The sequence below is a fragment of the Microcoleus sp. Pol1C5 genome (genome assembly GCF_036701115.1).
Taxonomy (GTDB): Bacteria; Cyanobacteriota; Cyanobacteriia; order Cyanobacteriales; family Microcoleaceae; genus Microcoleus.
The window spans coordinates 25143-45400 of the sequence record NZ_JAUBQE010000041.1; the positions used below are offsets into that span (position 1 = coordinate 25143).

At 47.4% G+C, this 20258-nt stretch carries 18 protein-coding genes; 11 read left to right on the forward strand and 7 right to left on the reverse strand.

The window, feature by feature from the left end; translation table 11 throughout:
- Window positions 1-36: 36 nt before the first annotated feature.
- Window positions 37-417 (reverse strand): hypothetical protein, encoded by a 381-nt coding sequence (locus QUA23_RS21395; protein WP_333060384.1) that lies wholly within the window; start codon window positions 415-417, stop codon window positions 37-39.
- Between the two features lie 33 nt (window positions 418-450).
- On the opposite strand from QUA23_RS21395, the gene QUA23_RS21400 reads away from it, so the two are divergent.
- A complete protein-coding gene (locus QUA23_RS21400; RefSeq protein WP_333078011.1) occupies window positions 451-636 on the forward strand; it encodes a hypothetical protein in 186 nt (61 codons plus the stop codon).
- A gap of 209 nt (window positions 637-845) precedes the next feature.
- Window positions 846-1466, forward strand: a complete 621-nt coding sequence (locus QUA23_RS21405; protein WP_333078013.1) for a M23 family metallopeptidase — start codon at window positions 846-848, stop codon at window positions 1464-1466.
- A 133-nt stretch (window positions 1467-1599) separates the two neighbouring features.
- On the opposite strand, the gene ftsH is transcribed toward QUA23_RS21405, so the two are convergent.
- Window positions 1600-3534, reverse strand: coding sequence for an ATP-dependent zinc metalloprotease FtsH (ftsH, locus tag QUA23_RS21410; protein WP_333078015.1), 1935 nt, complete (start codon window positions 3532-3534; stop codon window positions 1600-1602).
- A 326-nt stretch (window positions 3535-3860) separates the two neighbouring features.
- Between ftsH and QUA23_RS21415 the strand changes: the two genes are divergently transcribed.
- The gene (locus QUA23_RS21415; RefSeq protein WP_333078065.1) at window positions 3861-4406 is read left to right on the forward strand and encodes an NADPH-dependent FMN reductase; all 546 of its coding nucleotides are present in this window, start codon (window positions 3861-3863) and stop codon (window positions 4404-4406) included.
- A gap of 166 nt (window positions 4407-4572) precedes the next feature.
- Here QUA23_RS21415 and QUA23_RS21420 read toward each other — a convergent pair whose 3' ends face one another.
- Complete coding sequence (locus tag QUA23_RS21420; protein WP_333078017.1) at window positions 4573-4803, reverse strand: hypothetical protein; 231 nt, start codon at window positions 4801-4803, stop codon at window positions 4573-4575.
- Window positions 4804-4935: 132 nt separating this feature from the next.
- On the opposite strand from QUA23_RS21420, the gene psb32 reads away from it, so the two are divergent.
- On the forward strand, window positions 4936-5658 hold the full coding sequence (psb32, locus tag QUA23_RS21425) for a photosystem II repair protein Psb32 (protein ID WP_333078019.1): 723 nt from the start codon (window positions 4936-4938) through the stop codon (window positions 5656-5658).
- A gap of 59 nt (window positions 5659-5717) precedes the next feature.
- Here the strand turns inward: psb32 and QUA23_RS21430 are convergent, their stop codons facing one another.
- Window positions 5718-6101, reverse strand: a complete 384-nt coding sequence (locus QUA23_RS21430; RefSeq protein WP_006635547.1) for a DUF4346 domain-containing protein — start codon at window positions 6099-6101, stop codon at window positions 5718-5720.
- A gap of 459 nt (window positions 6102-6560) precedes the next feature.
- Here QUA23_RS21430 and dcm point away from each other — a divergent pair, with 459 nt between their 5' ends.
- The gene (gene dcm, locus QUA23_RS21435) at window positions 6561-7613 is read left to right on the forward strand and encodes a DNA (cytosine-5-)-methyltransferase (RefSeq protein WP_333078021.1); all 1053 of its coding nucleotides are present in this window, start codon (window positions 6561-6563) and stop codon (window positions 7611-7613) included.
- 88 nt (window positions 7614-7701) lie between these two features.
- The gene (locus tag QUA23_RS21440) at window positions 7702-8142 is read left to right on the forward strand and encodes a DUF29 family protein (RefSeq protein WP_333078023.1); all 441 of its coding nucleotides are present in this window, start codon (window positions 7702-7704) and stop codon (window positions 8140-8142) included.
- A gap of 118 nt (window positions 8143-8260) precedes the next feature.
- Here QUA23_RS21440 and QUA23_RS21445 read toward each other — a convergent pair whose 3' ends face one another.
- Window positions 8261-10069 (reverse strand): aspartate kinase, encoded by a 1809-nt coding sequence (locus tag QUA23_RS21445; protein WP_333078024.1) that lies wholly within the window; start codon window positions 10067-10069, stop codon window positions 8261-8263.
- A gap of 293 nt (window positions 10070-10362) precedes the next feature.
- Entirely contained in the window at window positions 10363-11148 is a 786-nt protein-coding gene (locus tag QUA23_RS21450) for a Uma2 family endonuclease (protein ID WP_333078026.1), read from the reverse strand.
- A gap of 111 nt (window positions 11149-11259) precedes the next feature.
- Between QUA23_RS21450 and QUA23_RS21455 the strand changes: the two genes are divergently transcribed.
- The 3 genes from QUA23_RS21455 to QUA23_RS21465 all read left to right on the forward strand — a co-directional run bounded on the left by QUA23_RS21455 (window position 11260) and on the right by QUA23_RS21465 (window position 15980).
- A complete protein-coding gene (locus QUA23_RS21455) occupies window positions 11260-11919 on the forward strand; it encodes an HAD family hydrolase (RefSeq protein WP_333078028.1) in 660 nt (219 codons plus the stop codon).
- Window positions 11920-12325: 406 nt separating this feature from the next.
- Complete coding sequence (locus tag QUA23_RS21460) at window positions 12326-15667, forward strand: PAS domain S-box protein (protein WP_333078030.1); 3342 nt, start codon at window positions 12326-12328, stop codon at window positions 15665-15667.
- A 139-nt stretch (window positions 15668-15806) separates the two neighbouring features.
- On the forward strand, window positions 15807-15980 hold the full coding sequence (locus QUA23_RS21465) for a hypothetical protein (RefSeq protein ID WP_333110503.1): 174 nt from the start codon (window positions 15807-15809) through the stop codon (window positions 15978-15980).
- Window positions 15981-16299: 319 nt separating this feature from the next.
- Here QUA23_RS21465 and QUA23_RS21470 read toward each other — a convergent pair whose 3' ends face one another.
- On the reverse strand, window positions 16300-18510 hold the full coding sequence (locus tag QUA23_RS21470) for an iron uptake porin (RefSeq protein ID WP_333078031.1): 2211 nt from the start codon (window positions 18508-18510) through the stop codon (window positions 16300-16302).
- Between the two features lie 171 nt (window positions 18511-18681).
- Here QUA23_RS21470 and QUA23_RS21475 point away from each other — a divergent pair, with 171 nt between their 5' ends.
- Together QUA23_RS21475 and QUA23_RS21480 are read left to right on the forward strand one after the other, a co-directional pair.
- Complete coding sequence (locus tag QUA23_RS21475; RefSeq protein ID WP_333078032.1) at window positions 18682-19413, forward strand: sucrose-phosphate phosphatase; 732 nt, start codon at window positions 18682-18684, stop codon at window positions 19411-19413.
- A 411-nt stretch (window positions 19414-19824) separates the two neighbouring features.
- On the forward strand, window positions 19825-20178 hold the full coding sequence (locus tag QUA23_RS21480) for a DUF6464 family protein (RefSeq protein WP_333066483.1): 354 nt from the start codon (window positions 19825-19827) through the stop codon (window positions 20176-20178).
- Window positions 20179-20258 lie beyond the last annotated feature (80 nt).

Genomic DNA, 20258 nt, shown 5'->3' on the forward strand with positions numbered 1-20258 from the left:
GCAATCCAAAATCCAAAATCCACAATCTAAAACCGCCTAAGATTGACCGTCACGGCGGCCGAGTTCGTAAACGCCGCCGCCAATACAGGCGATCGTACCCATAGATACCGCCCAACCAGTGCCTAGAGAAAATTCTACGCCCCAATTGCACAATCCGCCCACAATCAAAAAGGGCACAATACTCAACAGCGAAGCGTAAAAGGCATTTTGGGCTTCTCTGGCTTGGCGGGTTCTTTCAAACTCGGCTTCCGAGGTGTAGAGGGATCTCTCTGCAAAATTCATCCAGCGGTTGAGTTGCAGGATTACCCATTCTGTCACGGGCGACAGGCCCCAGTACAGGGCCAAAGACCACAAGGACGCACCGGCGATCGCAGTTGCATCTATGGCAAAACTAAAGGGAAAAATTTCAGTAAGCATTGCTTGATGTGTGTTATGAATTTGAGATGTTGGATGAGCTCCAAAATCCCCGAACTTAACTATAGTGTCAAGCAAAAGCTCGATCGAATTCAACCGCAGCACGAATTCCTCGGCCAATTTTTTTTTATCGCCCCTGGGCATTTACCCGGAAGCCTTGACACGGGTTTTGGATGGAGTAAGATACACGTTGTTATTAAACTGATTCGCGATCGCGGGTAGAGCTCAAAGCCAATCTTGCAGCGAATTGGCATAACTTACATCTTGCACCCTTCTCAGAAACTCAGAAACGGGGAAGATGCCCGTTCCACAAAGAATGATTTTTTTGGTGGGACGGAAAGCCCGCCCCGGAAAGCTTTATTGACTGACAAGGGTGCAAAATGTGAGCCTAACAGACAACGCAAACTCCCACACACATTTAACTTTGAGCCGTGAAAAAAATCCTGCAAGACTCTAGAGGCCCGCTGACGGCAAAACGCTTTTTTCGTTTCAGACAGATGCTGCTGCTGGCACTTTCGATCGGCATTGTGTTGATCGGCCCTTATTTACAGCAGCAGGTGGTCAAAGCTCAGTCAGGCTTACCAAGCAGAGTAGCGACGGGTAATTTGTGGCAAGAAGCTTCTTTTCCAGTCGAAAACTTTGAAACATACACTTCCGCCTTCGGCCCCCGTGGCGGAGATTTTCATTACGGTTTGGACTTGGCCGCCCCGGAAGGCAGCTATATCCGCAATTGGTGGGGCGGGCAAATTGTGGAAGTTTGGGAAGATGGCCGGTGCGGCACTGGTATGGTGGTGCGATCGGGAAATTGGGAACACATCTACTGTCACCTCAGAGGCCGAGTGCTAACAGCTAACGGCGGGCGTTATTATACCGATAGCGAAGGTACCGTGCAAATTTGGCAAGGTCAAACAGTGCCTGCGGGTGCGAGAATTGCCAGAGTTGGGATGACCGGCCGCACGAGTGGGCCTCACTTGCACTGGGGACTGAAGTACGGCGGTCGCTGGGTAGACCCGGCTTTGGTACTCCGGGAAATGTACGCGCAACAATCTTAATTTGTCATTAGTTAGTAGTCATTAGTTAGTAGTCATTTTTTTTGTTTGTAGTAATGACTAAAGTCCTGATTTTTTCGGGAATGAGGAATCAAGTCATCACTACAAACTTGAATAACTAATGACTAATGACTCTTTACGTTGGTGCCAACTCTTTTTTAGTCAACTCGGTGTACCGCTCAACAATTTGGCGGAATTCATCGCCGTCGATCGTTTCTTCATCCAACAGCGCTTCGACAAGTTTGTCTACCAAAGCGCGGTTTTCGCGGATAATTCGGCGAGCTTCTTCGTAGCACTCAAAGGCAATTTCCCGGACTTGCCGATCGATCTTAATTGCCATGTCTTCGGAATACTCGGATCGCGAATTCCAGTTTTGGCCCAAAAACACCTCATTGTTCGGACTTTCCAAAGCCACAGGTCCCAAATCCGACATTCCATAAAGCGTTACCATCTCCCTCGCGAGACTGCTAACTTTTTTGAGATCGCTACCGGCACCAGTGTCGATTTCAGCATCGCCATAAATTTCTGCTTCCGCCGCCCGTCCCCCCAAAGCTACTTTAATTCGGTTTAACAGCAAAGCCCGACTCCTCAAACCTTCGCTGTCGAGCATTTCGTCGTCGAGCACAAAGCTAGTGAAGCCTTCTATGCCGCCGGAACGCGGAATAATCGTTACTTTTTCAACTGGATCGGCATTTTTGAGCATGGTCGCGACTAGGGCGTGTCCGACTTCGTGGTATGCTGTCATCCACTTTTTCTTGCTGTCGAGCAGCGGGTTGAGGGTAAGCCCGATCGTGATCCGGTCGATCGCGTCGTGAACTTCTAAGTTAGTAATCGTGTCTTTGCGACGCCTCGCGGTAAGAATTGCTGCTTCGTTGAGCAAGTTTGCCAAGTCTGCGCCGGAAAAGCCGGGAGTGCGGCGGGCGATCGTGTCTAGGGCAACTTCTGGGTCGAGTTTTTTGTTGCGCGCGTGAACTTGCAAAATCCCCAAACGCCCTTTGTAACTGGGTAAATCTACCGTTACTTGGCGATCGAACCTGCCGGGCCGCAGCAGGGCGGTATCGAGCACGTCGGGGCGGTTAGTAGCTGCAATCACAATCACGCCACTATTACCCTCAAAGCCGTCCATTTCTGTCAGCAACTGGTTGAGAGTTTGTTCGCGTTCGTCGTTGCCGCCGCCGATACCAGCGCCGCGCTGCCTTCCTACGGCGTCTATTTCGTCGATGAAGACGATGCAGGGGGCATTTTCTTTAGCTTTGCGGAACAAGTCACGCACGCGGGAGGCGCCAACTCCGACAAACATTTCGACAAATTCGGAACCGGAGATGCTGAAGAAGGGGACGGCTGCTTCGCCTGCGATGGCTTTTGCCAGCATGGTTTTGCCTGTTCCCGGAGGCCCGATTAACAGAACTCCTCTGGGAATTTTGGCGCCGATGGCGTTGAACCGTTCGGGTTTTTTGAGGAAAGTTACGACTTCTTGCAGTTCTTCTTTAGCTTCTTCGATGCCTGCTACGTCGTCGAACATCACGCCGGTTTTGGCTTCCATTTGGAAACGGGCTCTGGATTTGCCGAAGTTCATGGCATTTCCTTGAGATTGGGTCGATCGGCGCAGGATTGCCATCAGCACTGCCAACACTGCAAAAATCACTAGCAAGTTTACTACTAAACTGACTGCGGCGGCGTTGTCGGCTGTTTGTTTGACTTCAAAGTCAATCTTTTTGGCGCGGATTTGCGAGTACAGTTCTCGGTTGTTGTAGTCGAACAGACTAACTGATTGGGTTTGATCGCTTTTTTGATTTTTTAGCCTAACCTTGGCAGTTTTTTGAGTTTCGTCTACTTCGATTTTACTGACTTGCCCTTTTTCTATGTTGTCGATCAGTTGGCTGTAACTCATGGTGTTTGGCGTGCTCTCGGCAAACACCGGGGTCGAGAGCAATATTCCTTGAGAAATCACCAAACTGCCCAGGATGCGCCAAAGATTCCGTCCTGGAATTGATTTTTTAGGATTCTGGCTCGATTTGTCTTTGTTTTCAGCTAGATGCCCCAGCCATGCGTGTTTCCAAGAATTTTTCATATTGCTTTGCCCAAGGTTGAAGACTGCCAAGATTGACCGCTTGTGGTTTGCTACGTTCATTTATTTTAACAAGATGGCGGGTGTTGGATGGGTTTATCTCTCGCGGGCATCTTAAGAAACCCCTCAAAATAGTGGCTTGTGAACGCTCCGAGTCTGTTTTCCCTGACCGGGCTTATGAGCACTCACCCCTCCTACCCATAACCTTCTGTTCTTCGTTCTATTTTCTACACCGGAAACTTGACTTGACAGTTGCCGATCGAACTTGCTATGTTAATCATACTCGTAATGAGTACGCTTTAGTAAAGCAGTTTTTGTTTTTAAGTTTTATGGTAAAAATTGTCGGCATTGGTGGAAGTTTGCGGGCTGGCTCCTACAGCCAGTTAGCGTTGAAGGTGGCAGCAGAACGGGCGCAGACCCTGGGCGCGGAAGTTGAAATATTCGATTTGCGATCGCTCAAGCTGCCGTTCTGCGATGGTGAGAATGATTATATCGATTACCCGGATGTAGACAAGCTGCGAAATGCGGTTAAGCAAGCCGACGGGTTGATTTTGGCAACGCCGGAGTATCACGGTAGCGTCAGCGGTGCTCTCAAGAATGCCCTGGATTTGATGAGTTTTGAGCATTTGGACGGGAAGGTTGCGGGTGGGATCAGCGTTTTGGGAGGGCAAGTTAACAGCAACGCACTCAACGATTTGCGCGTGATTTTGAGATGGGTACACGCTTGGGTAATTCCCGAACAAATTGCGATCGGACAAGCTTGGAAAGCTTTTAGTCCTGATGGTAAATTGTTGGATGAAAAACTGTCTGAAAGGTTCGACGAATTTGCTCGGAGTTTGGTAGAAAATACGCGGAAATTGCGAGGAATTTCGTAACTTTATCTCATGACAAATGCAGTCCGGGACGCAACTGGCTTATTCTTCGGATGCGTCAGTTGCAATAATTGCTCGATTTGAAGATGTTTTGTCTCTAGTAGGGCAGCCGACAAGCTGTAATGTTAACAGTCAACAGTCAACAGTCAACCGTCAACCGTCAACTGAATTAAAATGGCATATCGATCATGTCTCCGAAAGGATGGGGTACGTCGATCGACATTCTTCCGGGTTTTGACTCATATTTGTCTATCCACTTTTTGGCCAATTCCAAAGCTTCCTCCTCAGTCTTGGCATTTTGGACGGCGACGTGGCGGTTGCCGCGACTATCCCAAACTTCGACGTAGAAGACTTTCTGGGATTGAATAATCCAACCTTTATAAGTGTCTGCTGGTTCCATAGTTAGAATCCTAAAATAATCGGGCGGGGAGTTCCACTGGCGAGCTAATTGTAAATATTGCCCTGCATAAAATGAATTTTACGGGGGTTTCTATAGTATTTTTGGAAAAAAGTCAGTTTTACGGTTAACCTCATGACCCGACTCCTGAAGCAATTATTTAACTGGAGAAAATATCTCCAACCTTTGGCGGCGACGATCGCGATCGCCCTAATCGCATCCCAGATGGCGGTATTGCCGGCATTGGCGACTGGCGTTTACGAAATGCCCCTGTTGTCGGCGGGCGATCGAACTTGGGTGTTCGACAAAGGCGACGTGCTCAGCCTTAGCAGCGAAAGCAATATCAGCAGCGTGCTCGACAACCTGGAAAACAAAACAGGGAAACAAGTCAGATTTGTCACCATCCACCGCTTAGACTACGGCGAAACGGCTGCCACTTTCACCGACCAACTGTTTGAACAGTGGTTTCCCGCAAAAGAAGACCAGACTAATCAAATTTTACTCGTTCTCGACACTGTTACCAACAGCGCGGCAATTCGGACGGGGGAAGGGGTGAAATCCCTGCTAACCGATGAAATTGCCCAAAGTGTAGCTGGGGAAACCGTGCAAGTCCCGCTGCGGGAAGCGAATAAATACAACGAGGCATTTGCGGCTGCAAGTACGCGCATTGCAACTGTTTTGTCGGGCGAACCCGATCCGGGTCCTCCTGAAGTTGTTGACAACATTCAAGTTGAAGGCACCTTTAAAAAAGCTGAAGAAACAGACCAAGGCAATGCCACAGTTGTTGTGGTTGTGCTGTTGGTGTTGGCGACAGTGATTCCGATGGTGACTTATTTCTGGTATCAAGGTTTTTCGTGATCTGGTGCTGATAAATCCGATCGGTTGCCGTTTTGTCCAGAAATTAAGGCAGGGCTGCACTAATCTTGAACGTATTCTCGATCGCTCAACAATGCAATTTCTGCCCGTACAAATTCCCGTCCCAGATAAGCCGCGTGATCTAACATTGTCACCGGACAGGGGCGGGTTTCTTCTAGGATTTTGACACAAAGTTCTTTGGCGGTTCGGCCGGTAAAAAGTGTGGATTGGGTGCGTTCTACTTTGCCGCGGGCGGGGATGGGTTTGCCAGTTTCGGGATCGACGGCGAGGCCTCGATCGTCGATGATGTTGGTGAAATGTTTGGCACAAATTAAGCTGGTTTCGCGATCGAGATAGATGATGAAGTAGCCGCCTGGATCGAGGTCGATGTGGCGTTTGGATAGCTTGTCATCAATTGCGGTGAGGTTTTCCAAGGTTTGACTCATGGTTGGTGAAAGGAAGTAAACAATAGCTATATTTTTTTTGCTATTTCTAGTTTAGTCGGCTGCGGGACAAGTTTGGCAGGTTGGTTGGTTGAATGCGGGGGGAAATTTCTGGCCATCGACATTCTACGCGATATCTGTGGGGACACGGCTGAGCCTAAGTCCGGCCCGGGCTTCTGCAACTTTTAACGATTGGTATAAGATTGAGGACTGTAGCAAGACTTGTTGAAATTGATATAATTAACCGCAGAGAACGCAGAGAACGCAGAGTGAAATAAGAGAGAAACAAAATATGTTCTCACTGAGATATTGCACCCTTTCCAATCAGCTTTTCAAGGGCGGGTTGACCTACCCACAACCAGAAATTCACTCTTTGTGGAACAGGCCGGAAAGCCGGTTCTTGAGAATAGTGCTCTTCGGTGAGTTATCATTGGGTTGAGGAATTTTTGGATTAAGTTATAAATGAAGTTTATAGATTTGTTTTCAGGAATAGGAGGTTTTAGACAGGGATTTGAAAAAATGGGCTTTGAATGCGTTTTTTCCTGCGAAATAAACAGCAAATGCCGAGAAGTTTACCAGACAAATTTCGGTGAGGTTCCTTTTGCAGACATCAGTAACATTAACCCCACCGATTTAGCAGAGTTTGATATTTTAGTCGCAGGGTTTCCGTGCCAACCTTTTAGCATCTGTGGCAAAAAGCTGGGTTTTGAAGATACTAGAGGCACGCTATTTTTCGAGATTTGTAAAATCATCACAATAAAGCAACCTCAAGTAGTTCTCCTCGAAAATGTCAAGCACTTAATCCATCATGACAAGGGAAATACATTAAAAGTAATTATTGCCAGTCTGGAAGGTTTAGGATACAGCGTGAATTACAAAATGCTGAATGCTAAAGACTTTGGAATTCCTCAACATCGTGAAAGAATATTCATTATTGCCACTAAAGGTAAACCATTCAATTTTTCTCGGCTTAAAAGCAAGTTTCCTCCGCAACTCAGGGAATTTCTAGACAAGACAGGAGATTTTGAAATATTGGACAAATCAGAGTATACTTTAATTGACTCTCCGAGAAAGCAAGATTCGGGACTTTTGTTTGTAGGTTACAGAAATAAAGGTACTTGGAAAACTGGCGTCAGGCCAAATACAGAACATTTATCGAGAGTTCACAGACAGCCTAATCGCATTTATTCGGTAGAGGGAGTGCATCCGACAATTCCTTCGCAAGAAACATCGGGCAGGTTTTTTATCTACATTCCTGAGCAAGATATGGTGAGAAAGTTGACGCTGAAGGAATGTTATCGACTTATGGGTTTTCCTGAAGATTTTAAGAGTTATCCAAGTGCGGGGGAAAGTTACAAGCAAATTGGAAATTCGGTTTGTGTACCTGTGGTGGAGGCGATCGCAAAAGAAATATTAAGTCAAAACTTATTTTATGATGAAAAGAAAGAACTACATAGATGTCCCGACTCCCGACTTCTGCAATCAGTTGGGACTCTAGTTAACACTATTACTTGAGATTAATTTTGTTATTAAACAATTTTAGCATTAACCAAGCGCTAACTTTGAGCTATAATATAAGTCACCCAAGATAGATATAGTCGTCATGGAAGAATTACTCACCTTAAAAAGCTTACTGCTAAAAGGGGATATACCTGGGTCATTAGCTATAGTTGAAGAACTAGAAGAAATGAGCAAAAAAGACATCATTAAAACTATTCGCAGCTATGCAGTGATTTTACTATTGCATCTGATTAAACAGCAAGCTGAAAATCGCACAACTCGCTCTTGGGATATCTCGATTCGGAACTCGGTTCTAGAAATTCAGGAGGAAAATAAGCGACCGAGAGGCGCGGGATTTTACTTACCTGTAGAAGAGTTACTCATTGTTTTAGAAATGGCGTATCGACAAGCTATTAACAAAGCTTCCCTAGAAGTGGAAGAAGGGCGTTATGAACCAAGAGAATTGTCGCAGTTAGTGAATCAAGAGGCACTTATTAATCAAGCAATGACTTTAATTTCACAAGAAGCTGAAGATAAGGACTAAAGTTACCCAAAGTTAGGAGACGGCAATGCCGTTTCCCTACCTCAATTAATTGTAGGGAAACGGCATTGCCGTCTCCTCGATTTTTGTAAGGACACGGCAGTGCCGTTTCCCTACTTGATTAGGCGGGAACTTGGATTTTTTCAGTGCCGGCAAGTTCAAAGGCTGCGTGAATTGCCTTCAAAGCAGTTACACCTTGTTCCTCATCCACAACGCAGCTAATTTTTATCTCGGAAGTGGCAATCATTTGAATGTTGATTTGCTGGCGGGAAAGTGCTTCAAACATCTTTGCCGCTACTCCCGGATGCGCTACCATCCCGGAACCGACAACGCTAACTTTGGCTATTTGTGTATCGACTGCTACTTCGCCCCATCCAAATTCGGGGGCGGCTTTTTCGAGGGCGTTTTTAGCAGCTTCCGCGTCAATTTGTGCTACGGTAAATGCAATGTCGCGAGTTAATATGCCGTCAATATTGTGACAGCGCTGCGACTGAATGATCGTGTCTACACTGATATTTTCTTCGGCTAAAAGTCCGAACAGTTTTGCTGCTACTCCGGGTCGATCGGGCAATTGGCGAATTGCTAGACGCGCTTGATTGAGATCCAACGCAACGGCGCGGACTGCAGGCGGTTTGTGGGAGGATGAACGCAGCCCAATAGGGGAGTTGGCGACATCAAATGTTTTGCAGAGTTCGGCAACAGCCCGATCGCAATCTTCGGCATCGATCGCACAACTAACTTTTACCTCGGATGTAGAAATCATTTGAATGTTAATTCCCGCATCCGCTAAAGTCTTAAACATCTGCGCGGCTACCCTCGGACGACCGATCATTCCCGCACCCGCAATGCTAACTTTAGCTATTGGCCGCTCTTCTGCTTTCACTTCCGGTTCTCCCAATTCGGGGCGAGAATTCTTGCCGAGGGCGGGGATAATTGCATCTGCAACGGCGGCGGCTTGTTGCAGAGATGTTCGCGTCACTGTGAAGGCAATATCGTTAGTATTTCCTTCATGAATTGATTGGATAATTAAGTCTACATCGAGGTTTTGCTGCGCGATCGCACCAAACAACCGCGCTGCTACGCCGGGGCGATCGGGCAAACGCAGCAGCGACACCCCCGCCTGATCTAAGTCAAATTCCACCGCATCCACCGCTTTTGCGAGCTCCAAGCCCTCCAAAGGACGGGGTTGCGGTGGGGGGGACACTACCCGCGTACCGGGGGCGTCACTCCAGCTAGAAAGCACTACCAGCGGCACGCCGTAATTCTTGGCAATTTCTACCGCGCGCGGGTGGAGGACTTTTGCGCCCAAACTCGCCAATTCCAGCATTTCGTCGCAGGTGATTTCGTCCATCAATTGGGCGTCGGCAACCAAGCGCGGATCTGTAGTCAGAATTCCGGGCACGTCGGTATAAATTTCGCACCTGTCGGCCCGCAGCGCTGCAGCCAAAGCTACTGCGGTTGTGTCGGAACCGCCGCGTCCCAAGGTGGTTATTTCCAATTCTCCGGCATCGGCGATACCTTGGAAACCCGCAACCACAACGACTTTACCGCTTTTTAACTGACTCTCCAGCCGATTCGGGTCGATTCGCAAAATCCGGGCGCGGGTGTGGGCGGCTTCGGTGACAATGCCGACTTGGGCGCCGGTGAGGGAAATTGCGGGCTGTCCCATTTCCTGCAATGCCATGCTCAAAAGTGCGATCGAGACTTGTTCCCCAGTGGAAAGCAACATATCCATTTCCCGCTTGTTGGGATTTGCGGAAATTTCCTTGGCGAGTTTAACTAAACCGTCGGTGGTTTTGCCCATCGCTGAAAGTACGACAACCAGAGAGTTGCCGAGCTGTGCTGTTTTTACTACTCGTCTGGCTACTTCCAGAATGCGATCGACTGTGCCAACCGACGTTCCGCCATATTTCTGAACAATTAGTGCCATAGGACTTACACAAAAAGTGATGCAATACTTAAGTTAATATACGCAAATTTTTGATAATAACCGATGAATGTTTATATCGTTTCTGAGGAGGCTGCTAGGCGATCGGGTTTTTAAAGCACATGATATTCCTAGGGACACTGAATTGCCGTGTCCCTACCGGAACCTGCGACTGATGGGAATTTAGATTGTTGATTGAAGAATTGAAGAATTGCGAATGACTTATGAAGAACCCAACCTCGATAATCATCAGTCATCCCCAATCTAAAATCTAAAATCTAAAATCTAAAATCGAATTACCGTTCTTCTAACTCTCGCAAACGCGCTTCTAAAGCTTGAATTCGCAACTCAGCTTCTATGCGCCTTTGTCGTTCTTGTTCTGCTTCTGACTGCGCTTGTTCTGCTGCCAATTCGGCTTGTTCTGCCCGCTCTTCGGCGGCCGGCAGCAAATTCCCGGAAGCCTCCCACCAGCGCAGCCAAGGCAGTTCTACACCCTGATAAACCCCTTGCCAAATGCCTAATTCCACTCCTATTTGTGCGATCGCGTAATGTCCGCGCTCATTTGGTGCAACTAACTCGAACCGATCTTCTACCAAATGATACACTTCAACTTGTGCCTTTTTGACTTCATAAATGCCGTAAAACGCAGGTCGAATTATCCGTTCGTAAATCCAGAATTTGCCCTGGCGAGGAGTCCTATCTCTTTCTTCACTGCCATCACCAGAAACAAATTCAAGTACAATTAGAGGCGGCATTAATTCCTGCCACATGACATAGGAGTGGCGCAGATTTCCGTCAAGAGTTGGCGGCACGTCGGGCACGTAAAACCAATCAGGTGCTTCGGCTCCTCTTTCGGGCGGTTCCGGGGGCTGGGGCACTCGCCAGTAAATACCGGAATCTTGACCGATGCAGTATTGTCCGTCGGGATGAATTCGATCTAAAATCAGTCGAATTGATGTTGTTAACAGGATGCTTTGAGGATGTTCTTGGAAGTTTTGTACAAAAGTACCGTCCGAGTCGGGTAATTGAGTGTGGTCAGGGAAATCTGTTGCTATAATTTCTGGTTTTTCGGTGACACTCATGTTGACCTCTTGAATGTTTAAAGATTATACTTATAATTAGTGACTTAGAGATTAATAATGCTATTAGGTCCTTGGCAACCTCCGATTGCTATATAGAAAATTTTCATAAATATGAGTAAGTACAACTTAATTATTTTTGACTTCGACGGCACTTTGGCAATTACTCACAAAGCTATTGTATTTTGCTTTACCAAAACTTTTGAAACTTTCAATATTACCCCACCTACTCCTGATACTATTATAGGTACGATCGGCATCAATTTACCAAATACTTTTAAAATCCTGCATCCGACGATCGCGGAAAGCGCAATTCCTGAATGGGTTGAAACTTACCGCTCTTATTATCGGACGGAAGGTGAAAAGCAGGTAGATTTATTTAGCGGGACAAAGCAAGTCTTGCAGTTGGCGCGTAAGTCGGGATTGAGCCTGGGAGTTTTTAGCAACAAACACGTTAGTTTTGTTAATTCGTTACTGCAAAAATTGAAAATTCACAGTTTTTTTGATTTAATTTTAGGTGACAACGGAGAAATAATTATGAAACCCAGCCCAGCGGTTTTTAACTCGATTATTAAACCGCTGTTTCCGGAATTGGATAACAGTCAAATTTTAATGGTTGGCGATACGGCGATTGATTTGCTATTTGCTAAAAATGCTGGGATAGATGTTTGTTGGGCGGCTTACGGATATGGCGATCGCGCTCAGTGTCTCGCCCTAGAACCGACTTTCGCGATCGACGATATTTCAGAACTTGCTGTGTTCGTTCAACATTAATTTTTACTGGTTTTTTATTAGCATATTTTGAATCGTTTAAGTCCTAGGTTTTTTATTAAAAATATTTCAATAGAGACTCCGGGTATCTGATTTTGGTTCAATAAAAAAAATAATTGCGCGAATTTGTAAGCTACCTAAACCCTACCAAGTAAACCATACTAAAGATAGAGTGATCCCAAGAACAGCTATTATAAATTAACAAGTAGGATTCCTTTGAAGGTAGAAGGCACAAGGCAGAAGCAAAGAGAAAAAAACGAGGGAAGCCAGATTTTTTTTAGGTAGAATTTACCGCCCACATTCTGCATAATAGCCTTCTAACTTCTGCCTGTGGAAAACAGGCAATTCTGTTAAAGTCTAGGGTGTGCTGCCAGTCGGGATCTACAATAAACTCAATTTATAGAAACTCATGCAGATAGATATAAGCATTCCTTCTGAAACGCTATCGCCGACTCGTACTGGCGGCACACCGAATTTAATAGAAGAAGTATTTCGGCTGTACGATCGCGCCCTGGCAGCTACCAGCAACGGCATCGCGATCGCGGACGCTACCCAGCCGGACAGGCCTATAGTCTACTGCAACGGGGCTTTCGAGCGGATTACAGGCTACAATCGCAGCGAAATAATCGGGCAGAACTGCCGCTTCCTGCAAGGCCCGGATACCGATGGCGCTGCCGTCGATCAAATCCGCGTGGCCCTGAAAGAACAGCATGACTGCAAAGTAGTTCTGAAAAACTACCGCAAAGACGGCACCGCCTTCTGGAACGAACTCAGCATCTCGCCGGTGCGCGACAGCAGCGGGCTCGTTACCCACTTCATCGGCGTCCAATCTGATATCACCGATCGTAAACAAGCAGAAGAAGCCCTCAAACAAGCCGAGGCCAAATACCGCAGCATCTTTGAAAACGCCACCGAAGGCATATTTCAAACCGCCCCAGACGGGCGCTACCTCAGCGCCAACCAGGCACTCGCCCGAATGTACGGCTACGATTCCCCCTCAGAACTGATCGCAAAATGTTCGGCAAAAAACCTTTACGCCGATCGCACCCGCCGCGCTTCCTTCATGGCAGAAATCAGCAAAAACGGCTCCCTGAAAGAGTTTGAGTCCTGCGTCCGCCGCAAAGACGGCAGCACTACCTGGATCTCGGAAAACGTGCGCGAAGTCCGCGACGAAGACGGCGAACTCCTTTACTACGAAGGAACCGTCGCCGAAATAGCCGATCGCAAACAAGCTGAAGCAGCCCTGCGAAATCAAGAATACTGGTTAAAAACCGCGATTAACGCCGTGCCCGACGCGATCAACCTCACAGACAGCGAGGGGCGCTGGCTGATTGCCAACGACTGCGCCCTCCAACTTTTGGGCTGGGAAACCTCAGACTACCAGGGCAAAACTACTGCCGAACTCGCTGCCGCCGCCGATCCGAGAGTCAGAGAAATCCTGCTAACTTGGCAGGAAACCGACGAAACCACCTGGCAAGCAGGCACTCTTACCTCCAGCCGCCAAATTGTCTCCTTGCCCACAGGCGGCAGCAATTTGTTTGAAGTGCGGAAAGTGCCGCTGTTCAACCCCGACGGTTCGCGCAAAGGTTTGGCAGTGGCGGGACGGGACATCACGCAGGAAGTGGCAGCGGATGCAGCTTTGCGAGACAGCGAACAGCGGTTTCGGGCAATTTTTGAACGCGCTGCAATCGGCATGGTAGTCGCTACCCTCGAAGGTGTTGCGATCGCCACTAATCCGGCATTTCAAGCTATGCTAGGGCGATCGGAAGCTCAACTGCGGGGTGTCGGCCTCGACGACTGCGCGCACCCGGAAGACGCAGAAGTTTCGCGCCAGTTGCGCCAACAGTTGGTCGCGGGCTCCCGCGAAGCTTACCAAATCGAGAAGCGCTACCTCCGCCAAGACGGCAGCATCAGGTGGGGACGCCTCAGCGCCTCTGTCATCGACAGCAGTCAGGGAACGCCACAGTTTATTTTGCAAATGGTAGAGGATATTACCGATCGCAAACAAGCCGAGTCAGCTTTGTTTCAAAATGAGGCTAAGTGGCGATCGCTAATTCTCAACAGTTCCGACATCATTACTATTCTCGACGCCAGCGGTCGCATTGTTTACGAAAGCCCTTCTGTAGAAAGAGTTTTAGGCTACGAACCAGATGAACTCGCCGGTCAAATTGCTCTCGATTTTATCCACTCTGACGACCTGCCCTCGGTGATTTCCGACGGCGAAAAACTGATGGCAAATCCAGGCGATCCGATCGCCGTAGAAGGCCGGTTCCGGCGCGCTGACGGTTCTTGGTGTTTTCTCGAAGGTGTGGGCATCAACTTGCTAGCAGACCCCGCTGTGAAAGGAATTGTGATCAACTCCCGCGACATGACGGCGCGCAGGCAAGCAGAGTACCGCCTCAGCAAAATCAACGAGTGCTTTTTGGGATTCACCACCGACGCCGCTGAGAACATCCAGCGGCTGGCATCCTTAGCCGGCGAGCTTTTAGGGGGAAGCTGCGCCATCTACAGCCGTTTAGGTGGCGGACTGCTGGAAGCGATCGCGACTTGGCAAGCACCGCCGGACTACCCGCTGGTCGATCGCGCCGAGGGCCACATCTGCACCGACGTATGCAGCAAAGGAAGCGATCGGGCTGTTGCGATTCCTGACTTGCAGAGCACGATCTACGCCCAAACCGATCCCGCTGTCATCCGCTACCAACTGCGAAGCTATCTGGGACAAGCAGTGCGGCTGGGCGACAATTACGTGGGTGCGCTGTGCGTTCTCTACAGCGAGTCGATCGCGCCCACAGAAGCCGATTGCAAGCTGATTGGAATTATTGCCGGGGCGATCGGAGTTGAGGAAGAACGGGCCGCCGCCGCCGATCGCGATCGACAAAAGTCCCAAGAACTGCAAACAGCTTTGAGTGACTTGCAGCAAACTCAAATGCAGTTAGTACAAACCGAAAAAATGTCTTCCCTCGGACAGGTGCTAGCAGGAATTGCCCACGAAATAAACAACCCAGTTGGCTTTGTCGCCGGCAACCTCTGCCACGTCCGAGGCTACGTTCTAGACTTATTAGAAATCGTACAGGTGTATCGAGAAGAGTACCCAAATCCCCCAGCAAAACTTCAGCAACAAGCCGATGATATAGACTTAGAATTTCTAGCAGAAGACCTGCCCAAGTTGCTCAATTCAATGCAGACCGGATGCGAACGAATTGTAGAAATCATTCAAACTCTCCGAAATTTCTCGCGGGCGGACGAAGCGAAAATCAAAACTGCCGACATTCACGAAGGTTTAGAAAGTACCTTGTTAATGTTAAACAGCCGACTGAAAGCAAAACCCAACTGGCAGGGCATTAAAGTGATTAAAGAATACGGAGAACTGCCGCAAATAAACTGTCATCCCGGACAGTTAAATCAGGTATTTATGAATGTATTGGCAAATGCGATCGACGCCTTGGAAGAAAGCAGCAGCCAAGCCAAAGACACCGGAACTTCTATCTTTCCTACTATTACCATTCAAACTGAAACGATTGATGAAAAGAGCATTTTAATTCGGATCAAAGATAACGGTCTGGGTATTCCCGACGATCAGATTGTGCGTTTATTTGATCCGTTTTTTACCACAAAACCCGTAGGTAAAGGCACAGGTTTGGGTTTATCAATTTCGCACCAAATTGTCGTTGAAAAACACAACGGTAAATTGCAGTGCTTCTCGGAACCCGGTAAAGGTACTGAATTTATCATCGAAATTCCAATTCGTTGACATCAGGACGACGCTAATCAGGCTCTCATGTCCATGAATATAGTTACAGCAGATTCCACATTTATGAACGACACGCGCCTATTGAGCTATCCCCGCCGTAGGGACTTAGCCTCAGCCTTGTCGCTGTTGACTGTTGACGGTGAGCCTAAAAAGTGAAAATTATGCTTATATTTGGTGGCAGATTGAAGGAGACTTTACCAGGACGATGCAGCGCGGAATTGCTATCAGTGGTTTGACGCCTTACTCTAATAGCAATTCCCGTTGCATCGGAATAGTCAAATCTAGTCAACAGTCAACAATTCCCGATGGATAGTTCCACCAAGATTTCTCTAATTTATTTGCGTTAATCTGTGTTGATCTGCCCTCGTCTGCGGTAAAAAATAAGAGAATGTATTAACCGCAGATGACAAGGGATTGACGCTGATTCACGCAGAGGTAGAGAACAGAGATCGGAATAATGTCGATGCTAACAGATTTGATCTAACGCAGTAAGATGCTTCAGGCACACCCTACATATAGCAGTTTTCAACTGAGTCAGGTAATCTCGAGTCAGCGCCCCATTACCGATTATTAATGTGTAGCTGACTCAACTGAAAAATACTATAATTAGGTTCAAGGCACCCCTAATTTACTTAAAAACTAAACTGCGTCCGCAAATTGCCCACAAAAATTGTCGGGTTATTATCGAAATTATTGGCATTGCTGATCGCATAAAATGCTGGCACGATCGAAATATGGTCGGTGAGAGGCAAATAATAAGTTGCCTCAATTTCGTACTGCGTGCCGCCATTTCCTCCGCCAGAAACTAGAAACCTCCGACCGCCAGTAAAGTCAAAAGGTACTAAATATGACACCGTAAGCAAAGCTCCTTCTTTGAACAAATCGGGAAATGCAAGTCCTAACTGATAAGATTGATTTTTGATCGTGCCGTCGGGTCGGTCAGTCTTGGGAAATATATTGGTTTCGGCGTAACCGTAGCGGCCGAAAAGACCAAAGCGGCGAGCGACTAACCAATCGAAATTGAAACTATAAGTATTTGCTGTCGAATTGCCCAGGCGGCCGCCGAAACCGTCATCTGCCACACCGTTTAACGGCTTGCTGTTAGGAGATCCAATTAAGCCACCGATTTGCTGGATGTTGGAACGGCTGTACAGAAAACGCAAGTTAGTCCGATCGCTCGGACTGAATGTTAATTCTGCTGTAGTCGTATTTGTTCCACCAAACAAGCCTTGAGACGGATTGGAAGCGGAATTAAACACGGAAGTGGGCAAAAATTCCGTACTCTCGCCCAAATAGCCAAAACGCAGTTTCAATGCGCGGCCGATATCCCACAAAACCAAAGCACCTGCGCCGCGTTTGGTAGCGGTTAACAAAGGGCTGTTGTTAGAATTAAAGCTGCTCGCACCGTCTACGAAAAAGTTAAACCTATTGTTGTCAAAGTAGCGGTAGAAATTAATCCTCGGCCCGACTACTACTTGGAAGCGGTTGCTAAGGGGGAACCGATAGGAAAGTTCTCGCAGGGTAACTTCATTGGGATTCACCCCAGCAGTCTGGTCGAGAAAAGGAGTGCCAAAGGTATTGAACAGGCCCGTAGAAGTATATTGATTGGCTGGAGAATTGCCGTTACCTACAGCTAGCTGTGTAATCAATTCGTCTTTCCCTGTAAAGGAAGTAGTGAGGGTTAACCAAACTAACTGGCTGAAAGTGATTTCTGGGTCGTCCACTCTCTGCACAATGGGTCTGTTGGTGACAGGATCGCGTCCGGCTACTCGATCGAGCGGAGCAGCATTTCCATTTGTTGCTTCAACTCGGACTCGATCGCCTGCAAAAGCTCCAGTCAGGTTAAACCAAGCAAATGCGTTTAATTTAGTGGTAGTTGAAAATTGATTGGCTTCCAATTCGGCAGTGCGGGCTTCTAAAGCATCTACTCGACCGCGCAATGTAGCTAATTCTGCTGCAAATTCTTCTTGCAATCTTTGCAAAGCAAGTAAATCTTCTCGCTTGACTAAATTACCAGTAGAACCGCCAAGTTGTTTGGTAATTTGGTCTAAGCAAGCGTTTAATCCGGCGGCGAATTCATACCGAGTCATTGCTCGATTGCCTCGGAATGTGCCGTCTGGATATCCCGCAATGCAGCCGTATCTTTCTACTAAGGATTGCAAGGCTTGAAAAGCCCAATCTGTCGGCCGCACGTCGGACAGTTGGGAAACAGAGGTGACTTGTGCTGCGTCTTCTTGTATGCTGAGGTCATCAGCGCTGCCCGTCTCGCTGCTGATGTCGGCAACTTTGCTGGCTTCAGCAACTTGTTGAGACTGAGGAGAGTTTGCAATTTCTAACTTCTTTGGGGGCAATTCGCGAATTGCCTCTGTTATTTCTGGGGCTGTTGTTGTACGATCGACTTTTGCTATATCTGTTTGGGGTAAAGCGCGATTAACCCATGCTGCATCTGTTTCGGGTAAAGCCGGATCGACTGCTGCATCTGTTTCGGGTAAAGCCGGATCGACTGCTGCATCTGTTTTGGGTAAAGCCGGATCGACTGTTGCTATATCTGTTTGAGGTAAAGCACGATTCACCCATGCTGCATCTGTATCGGGTAAAGGGCGATCGACTGCTGAGTTAGTCTCTGCTGCGGCGATCGCCACTAACGGCGGTATCTCAATCTTACCTGCTGCCAGCGCTGCGTTTGGGTTAGCCTCCGGGAGGGCACTCGCTTCTAGCGCAACTTCTGGAGTTGAGGTATCCTGAATTTGAGCTGTTGCGGAGATCGGCCCCAAAGGCACTGCAGCACCAGAAATCAAGAAAGACAGCCAAAAAGCTTTAACGGAGGTTGCATTATTCACCATAAAACTCACACCACTTATTGAAAATTAAATCTGGCCCATGTTAACCGATAAGCTTGCTTGTAAATGTAGTTGGTTTAACAAATTCTTATAAATAGTTAAAATTATTTTAGGAAGCGAGCAATTCCCAATCACTAATGACTGAAGACTACTGACTCCTGACTAATTCCCCAAATGAAGTTTTTATTAGTTACAGATTTAGACAACACGCTAGTCGGAGATGACGCAGCAACTCAAGTTTTCAACCAGCGCTTGCAATCACAGCGATCGCAAATTTGTTTGGTTTACGCTACCGGGCGTTCTTATGCTTCAACTTGCGAATTAATTGCCCAAAAGCAACTGCTAGAACCAGACTATTTGATCGCAGGTGTAGGCAGCGAAATTTACCAAGACGGAACCCTCGACTTAGATTGGGCGGAATATCTTTCTCAAGACTGGGATAAAATGGCGATCGCCTCTTTAGCTCAGCAGTTTTCCCAGCTTACACCCCAATCCCTAAAAGAACAAAATCCTTGGAAAATCAGTTATTGTTTGGAACCAGCAGCAGAAAATAGTTCGATTGTCCAGACTTTGCAGCAAAAGTTAACTGAATCGGGACTGCCAGCTCAAATCATTTTTAGCAGCAATCGTGATGTGGATATTTTACCGCAAACTAGCAATAAAGGCAATGCCCTTACTTATTTACAAAAGCGCCTACAAATTCCATTTGAGGCAACATTAGTTTGCGGTGATTCTGGCAATGATATCAATATGTTTGAACAGGAGGTCCGGGGAGTAATCGTGGCTAATGCTCTGTCAGAACTCTTAGAATGGCATCGCGAATTTGGCACTGAAAATCATTATTTAGCTGGTTCTGCTTGCGCTTGGGGAATCATGGAAGGAATGGCATATTTTTGGGAATTTTGATTGCCAAAAATTCGGTTTGGTTTGTACTGAGGACTTCATTCCTCATACAAATCACAGGACTGAAGTCCTCAGTACAAACGCACCCGAAGCACCCCAAGTCCTGCAAACCGTTAAAATCTGTTCAGGAATCTCAACCGCGTATCGATCGAACCTGCGAGTTGCGATACCATCAGCGTGTACTGCTTTATCAAACCTAATCGAACTTAACTTTAGTTACCTCAAGCAAGGTGAAGTTTATTTCCTAACCCTGTGGGTTAGTCGGCTATCCGCCGATCGCCAAAGGTTCTATAGTTAAGTTTAGCGCCTCAACCTAAATTAATCTCTCTAGAAAAACTGATCTTTCTAGATCGAGAAGATGTAGGTTTAGCCCACTATTTGCCCCTTTAGTTCAGTTCGCGAACGCACCGCCACATGGAACAAAATACTTTACCCGTAGAGGTGATTCTCTCTCACCCCCGCCAATATTTAGGTAGCATTCGGCTGGATTGGACGCCACAACCGGGGAATTATCTAGATTTAGAGGGACAAACCTACGCTGTTTTGGAACGCCACCACCGCTATCAACTCAAATCCGGCCGGTACCGACTGCAAAAAATTGCCCTGTACGTGCAGTCGGCCACACCGCCGACGGAAAGAACTTTTGTAAGCGGCATCTGGGTTATCGGAGATGCTAGCTGCCGTTTTAATGCTCGATCGGAAATTCTGCGCTGTGCTGTCAATCCCAATGGCCCGTGCAACTGCTGTTGCGATTACCAAAAGTCTTGAAGCATCGAGTCAGTACACAATTCCACCTCGCCCAACCGAGAGAGCCGAGAATCTCGGCGTCTCCCTCATTTACCAGAAAC